Origin of the sequence: Azospirillum sp. BE72 (assembly GCF_031455875.1) — a bacterium.
Taxonomy (GTDB): Bacteria; Pseudomonadota; Alphaproteobacteria; order Azospirillales; family Azospirillaceae; genus Azospirillum.
In genome coordinates this window covers 1-4,342 of record NZ_JAVDTO010000039.1, presented here as the reverse complement: position 1 = coordinate 4,342, position 4,342 = coordinate 1, and the positions used below count along the sequence as shown (strand labels likewise).

The 4,342-nt window shown below is 67.7% G+C and carries 5 protein-coding genes; all 5 read right to left on the bottom strand.

Annotated features, from left to right (window positions below; translation table 11 throughout):
- On the bottom strand, positions 1-335 hold a 335-nt coding region (locus J2Y49_RS32280; protein ID WP_310119860.1), incomplete at its 3' end, for a DUF6867 family protein.
- Position 336: 1 nt separating this feature from the next.
- Positions 337-1,047: an ABC transporter ATP-binding protein gene (locus tag J2Y49_RS32275; RefSeq protein ID WP_014189439.1), complete on the bottom strand. Its 711-nt coding sequence runs from the start codon at positions 1,045-1,047 to the stop codon at positions 337-339.
- Between the two features lie 3 nt (positions 1,048-1,050).
- Positions 1,051-1,947, bottom strand: coding sequence for an ABC transporter ATP-binding protein (locus tag J2Y49_RS32270; protein ID WP_310119858.1), 897 nt, complete (start codon positions 1,945-1,947; stop codon positions 1,051-1,053).
- Positions 1,948-1,955: 8 nt separating this feature from the next.
- Positions 1,956-3,446: a high-affinity branched-chain amino acid ABC transporter permease LivM gene (gene livM / locus J2Y49_RS32265; RefSeq protein WP_310119856.1), complete on the bottom strand. Its 1,491-nt coding sequence runs from the start codon at positions 3,444-3,446 to the stop codon at positions 1,956-1,958.
- 5 nt (positions 3,447-3,451) lie between these two features.
- The coding region (locus J2Y49_RS32260) for an ABC transporter permease subunit (protein ID WP_310119854.1) at positions 3,452-4,342 on the bottom strand (891 nt) is incomplete at its 5' end.

The following is a 4,342-nucleotide window of genomic DNA, read 5'->3' as shown; positions in this document are numbered from 1 at the left end:
CGCTCTCGCCAGCCGAACGGACCGGCAGTCTCATAGAGCCACGGATACTGGTTGACCATGCGCCGGGCGATGGCGATGCGGTGCGCCGTCAGCGTAATCAGCCCGATCACCACGGTGTGGACGATGAAGCCCCACAGCGACAGCAGCTGCTCGCCGAACAGGCCCCAGGCGAGGAAGCGGTCGCCCAGCCCCAGCAGAAGCGAATAGGCCAGAACGTTCGACACCGGTTTCCAGCCCTCCGCCAGGGTCTGGCCGGTCAGCACGCCGCAGCCGCCGAACACCAGAACCGTCAGGAACACGAAGACCGGAACCGAAGAGCCAAGGATCGTTTCCATCTCAGTGGCCCCCTTCCAGATAAGCCGCGCGCACCTCCGGGTCGGCCAGAAGCTGCGCCCCCGTCCCCGTCATCGTGATCTTGCCCGTCACCATCACATAGGCCCGGTGCGCCAGCTTCAGCGCGTGGAACGCGTTCTGCTCCACCATGAACACCGTCATCTTCTGTTCCCGGTTGATCTCCTGGATCACCTGGAAGATCTGCTTCACGATCAGCGGCGCCAGACCCAGCGACGGCTCGTCCAGCAGCAGCAGGCGCGGCTGGCTCATCAGCGCGCGGCCGATCGCCAGCATCTGCTGCTCGCCACCCGACATCGTGCCGGCGCGCTGGTTGATGCGCTCCTTCAGACGCGGGAACAGCGTCAGAACCCGCTCAAGCTCGCGCTCGAAGCTGCCGGGCTGGGCGACGATGGAGCCCATCTGCAGGTTCTCCAGCACCGTCATCCGCGGGAAGATGCGCCGGCCTTCGGGAGACTGCGCGATGCCGCGCCGCACGATCTCGTGGGTGGGCAGGTCGGTGATGTCCTCGCCCTCGAAGAACACCCGGCCCTGGCGCGCCCGCGGGCTGCCGCAGATCGTCATCAGCAGCGTCGACTTGCCCGCGCCGTTGGCGCCGATCAGCGAGACGATCTCGCCGGCGCCGATCTCGATGTCGATGCCCTTCAGCGCCTCGATGGCGCCGTAGAAGGTGTGGACGCCCGATACCTTCAGCATGGCTCAGGCCCCCTTCTGCGCTTTGTGCTGGTCGGCGGTGGGCGGCATGTTCAGGTCGGCGGCGACCTCCGGCGGCAGCGCCTCGTCCTCGTCCTCGCCCAGATAGGCGCGGATCACCGCCGGGTCGTTCTTCACATGCTCCGGATCGCCGTCGGAAATCTTCCGGCCATAGTCCAGCACCACCACATGGTCGGAAATGCGCATCACCACGCTCATGTCATGCTCGATCAGCAGCACGCCCGTGCGGTGCCCCTGCGGGGTCTGGACGTCGCGGATGAAGGTCAGGATCTCGGCCAGCTCCGCCGACTCGCGCGGGTTCAGGCCGGCCGCCGGCTCGTCCAGGCACAGCAGCACCGGCTCCGTGCACATGGCGCGCGCGATCTCCAGGCGGCGCTGGGCGCCATAGGGCAGGTTGCCGGCCTCCCAGTCGGCGAACTCGGTCAGCCGCACCCGCTCCAGCCAGTATTTCGCCAGCTCCACCGCCTCATGCTCGGCCTTGCGGTAGCTGGGGAAGCCCAGCAGGCCGCCGATGGCGAAGGTCGAGGCGCGCATCAGCTTGTTGTGCTGGGCGACGATCAGGTTCTCCAGAACGCTCATGCCGCTGAACAGCCGGATGTTCTGGAAGGTGCGCGCCACCCCGGCCAGCTGGGCGATGCGGTAGCCCGGCATCCGCTCCAGCAGGAACTCCTTGCCGCCGGGATGGCGCAGCGTCAGCCGGCCCACCGTGGGGGTGTAGAAGCCGGTGACGCAGTTGAACAGCGTCGTCTTGCCGGCGCCGTTCGGGCCGATCAGCGCGGTGATCTCGCCCGCCCGCGCCTCGAACGACACGTCGTTGTTCGCCACCAGACCGCCGAAGCGCATGGTCAGGTGTTCGACGGTCAGCAGGGGCTTTTCACTCATGACGGCGCTCATTTCGCGGCTCCCGCCGGGATCGGCTTCTTGCCCCCATGCAGGAGGATGGTCGGGTCGCGGTGGGCCAGCAGGCCGCGCGGACGCCACAGCATGATCACCACCATGCCGGCGCCAAACGCCAGCATGCGGTAGTCGGCAAGCTCGCGGAACGCTTCCGGCAGGCCGATCACCAACAGGGTGGCGACCACCACGCCGATCTGGCTGCCCATGCCGCCCAGCACCACGATGGCCAGGATGATCGCCGACTCGATGAAGGTGAAGCTCTCCGGGCTGATGAAGCCCTGGCGCGTGGCGAAGAAGGAGCCGGCGAAGCCGCCGAACATCGCCGCGATCGCGAAAGCCGCCAGCTTCATGTTGGTGCGGTTGATGCCGAGCGACGCGCAGGCGATGTCGTCCTCGCGCAGGGCCTCCCACGCCCGGCCCAGCGGCAGCTTGCGCACCCGCAGCGTGAACAGGTTCACCACCAGCGCCAAGGCCAGGATGAGGTAGTAGAGGAAGATGATGCGGTGCAGCGGCGAGAATTCCAGCCCGAACATCTCGTGGAAGGCGGCCATGCCCTCGGCCGGCGTGCGGGAGAAGTCGGCGATGCCGAAGAAGCTCGGCCGCGGAATGCCGGAGATGCCGTTGGGGCCGCCGGTGAACTGGTACCAGTTGACCAGGATGATGCGGATGATCTCGCCGAAGCCCAAGGTCACGATGGCGAAATAGTCGCCGCGCAGCCGCAGCACCGGGAAGCCCAGCAGCACGCCGGAGATGGCGGCGAGCACGCCCGCCAGCGGCAGGCAGACCCAGAAGCTGAGCCCGAAGTAATGCGCCAGCAGCGCGTAGCTGTAGGCGCCCACCGCGTAGAAGGCGACATAGCCGAGGTCGAGCAGGCCGGCGAGGCCCACCACGATGTTCAGGCCCCAGCCCAGCATGATGTAGGTCAGCAGCAGGATGCCGATGTCCAGGATCATGCGGTCGGCCAGCGGGGTGAAGGGCAGCACGACGGCGAAGGCGACGGCGACCGGGCCGATGTAGCGGCTGGCGTGCTGCACCTTGGCGGCGACGCGGTCCATGCGCTTGTCGCGGTCGGCCTGGGACAGCTTGGAGCGGCCGGTGGCGACCGTCATGGCGGCGCGGATGGCGATGACGCCGCCGCCCAGCACCAGCACCAGGCGCAGCACCTGGGTCGGCATCGGCAGCAGCAGCCCGACACCGGCGCAGATCAGCGCCAGGATCAGCACCGGCAGCGCCATGCCCTGGCGGATCAGCCCGAGCCCGAGGCGGCCGAAGAAGACCAGCAGCAGCGAGGCGACGACCTCCTCCGGCCGGGCTTCGATGCCGAGCCCGGTGGGGCGGTCCACCGTGCGCAGGCCGACCAGCGGCACGGTCAGCAGCAAGGCGACGAAGGCGGCGAGCCCGGCGTCCTTGATCGTGGCGGCCCAGTCGACGCCGCGCGCGGTGCCGCCCGCGGCGGACGAGACGGTGTTGGAGTGCATGGTCATGGCGCTTACACCTTCTCGATCTCGGGCCGGCCGAGCAGGCCGGTGGGCCGGAAGATCAGGACGAGGACGAGGATGGAGAAGGTTGCGACGTCCTTCCATTCGGAGCCGACATAGCCGGACCAGAAGGCCTCGATCAGGCCGATGACCACGCCGCCGAGCATGGCGCCGGGCAGCGAGCCCACCCCGCCGAGCACGGCGGCGGTGAAGCTCTTAACGCCGGCCAGGAAGCCGATGTAGAAGTCGATGACGCCATAGATCAGCAGCACCATCATGCCGGCGACGGCGGCGAGCGCGGCGCCCATGACGAAGGTCAGCGAGATGACGCGGTCGACGTTGACGCCGAGCAGGCCCGCCATCTTCTTGTCCTGCTCGCAGGCGCGCTGGGCGCGTCCCAGCGAGGTGCGGTTGATCAGCATGGTGAAGCCGACCATGAGGACCAGGGTGATGACGATGGTGGCGAGGCGCACGTAGCTGACGGAGACGGCGCCGTCCATCATGGTGAGGTTGCCGGGCAGGATGGGCTGCAGCGGCTTGGAGCGGGCGCCCTGGAGGAGCTGGATGTAGTTCTGCAGGAAGATCGACATGCCGATGGCGGAGATCAGCGGCGCCAGCCGGGGCGAGGAGCGCAAGGGCCGGTAGGCGATGCGCTCCACCGTCCAGCCATAGACGCTGGTGAACAGCATGGAGGCGAGCAGCATGACCAGCAGCGCCAACGGCACCCAGGTGATGCCGAGCGCGCCGATGGCCAGGAAGGTGATCAGCGCCACGAAGGAGCCGATCATGTAAATCTCGCCATGGGCGAAGTTGATCATACCGATGATGCCGTACACCATCGTGTAGCCGATCGCGATCAGGCCGTAAATCGCCCCAAGCGACAAGCCGTTGATCAATTGCTG

Bases quoted from the DNA above. Each gene is read 5' to 3' on its own strand.
- J2Y49_RS32275 (WP_014189439.1), bottom strand. From the start codon at position 1,047: ATGCTGAAGGTATCGGGCGTCCACACCTTCTACGGCGCCATCGAGGCG.
- livM (WP_310119856.1), bottom strand. From the start codon at position 3,446: ATGACCATGCACTCCAACACCGTCTCGTCCGCCGCGGGCGGCACCGCG.
- J2Y49_RS32270 (WP_310119858.1), bottom strand. From the start codon at position 1,947: ATGAGTGAAAAGCCCCTGCTGACCGTCGAACACCTGACCATGCGCTTC.